Raw genomic sequence first — 533 nt, 5'->3', positions numbered from 1 at the left:
AGTTAGATGCGACGCCAACCATATCACTTGTCCTTCTGCTCCCCGTTGCATAGGTCACTGATCGTGTTTTTTAATCTGATGAACTCTACTATCATCAATAATACCGTCTACACAGCCAGCTCGATGAGGTTTTTCCTGTGTCGCCAGTCTCGTCCCGACAATATAGTATGTGTCTTTCTCTAGTATGATTATCATTTGCTCGTCAGTACGAAGTTGATGTTTTCGTATTCGATGTTTTGAAAATTAGGTTGAGAGAAATGAATAACATGAAAACGATTTCACGCAGAAGAAATTACATCGTTTTCCTTCCATTACTACTTTTCTTGTTATTCACAGTGATTTTCGCGACACAACTTTTCCGTGGTGGCCCTACTAGCGTCATCCCATCAGTAATGATTTCTAGAAAAGCACCGTCGATGGAATTACCGAGTATTCCTAAGTTGGTCCATGTTCCTGGTATAGATAAAGCTACGTTAGACAAAAACGTTTCTGTCGTGAATATATTTGCTAGCTGGTGTGTACCGTGCAGGGAA

At 40.7% G+C, this 533-nt stretch carries 1 protein-coding gene; it reads right to left on the bottom strand.

Annotated elements, in window-relative coordinates; genetic code table 11:
• Positions 1-292: 292 nt before the first annotated feature.
• Positions 293-533, bottom strand: a 241-nt coding sequence (locus RCF13_RS01230) for a hypothetical protein (protein WP_308140745.1), incomplete at its 5' end; no start/stop codon positions are given.

It is taken from the genome of Stenotrophomonas maltophilia group sp. RNC7 (genome assembly GCF_030910085.1).
Lineage (GTDB): Bacteria > Pseudomonadota > Gammaproteobacteria > Xanthomonadales > Xanthomonadaceae > Stenotrophomonas > Stenotrophomonas sepilia.
Note: the sequence above shows the minus strand (reverse complement) of the source record. Positions and strands in the feature narration are given on the sequence as shown.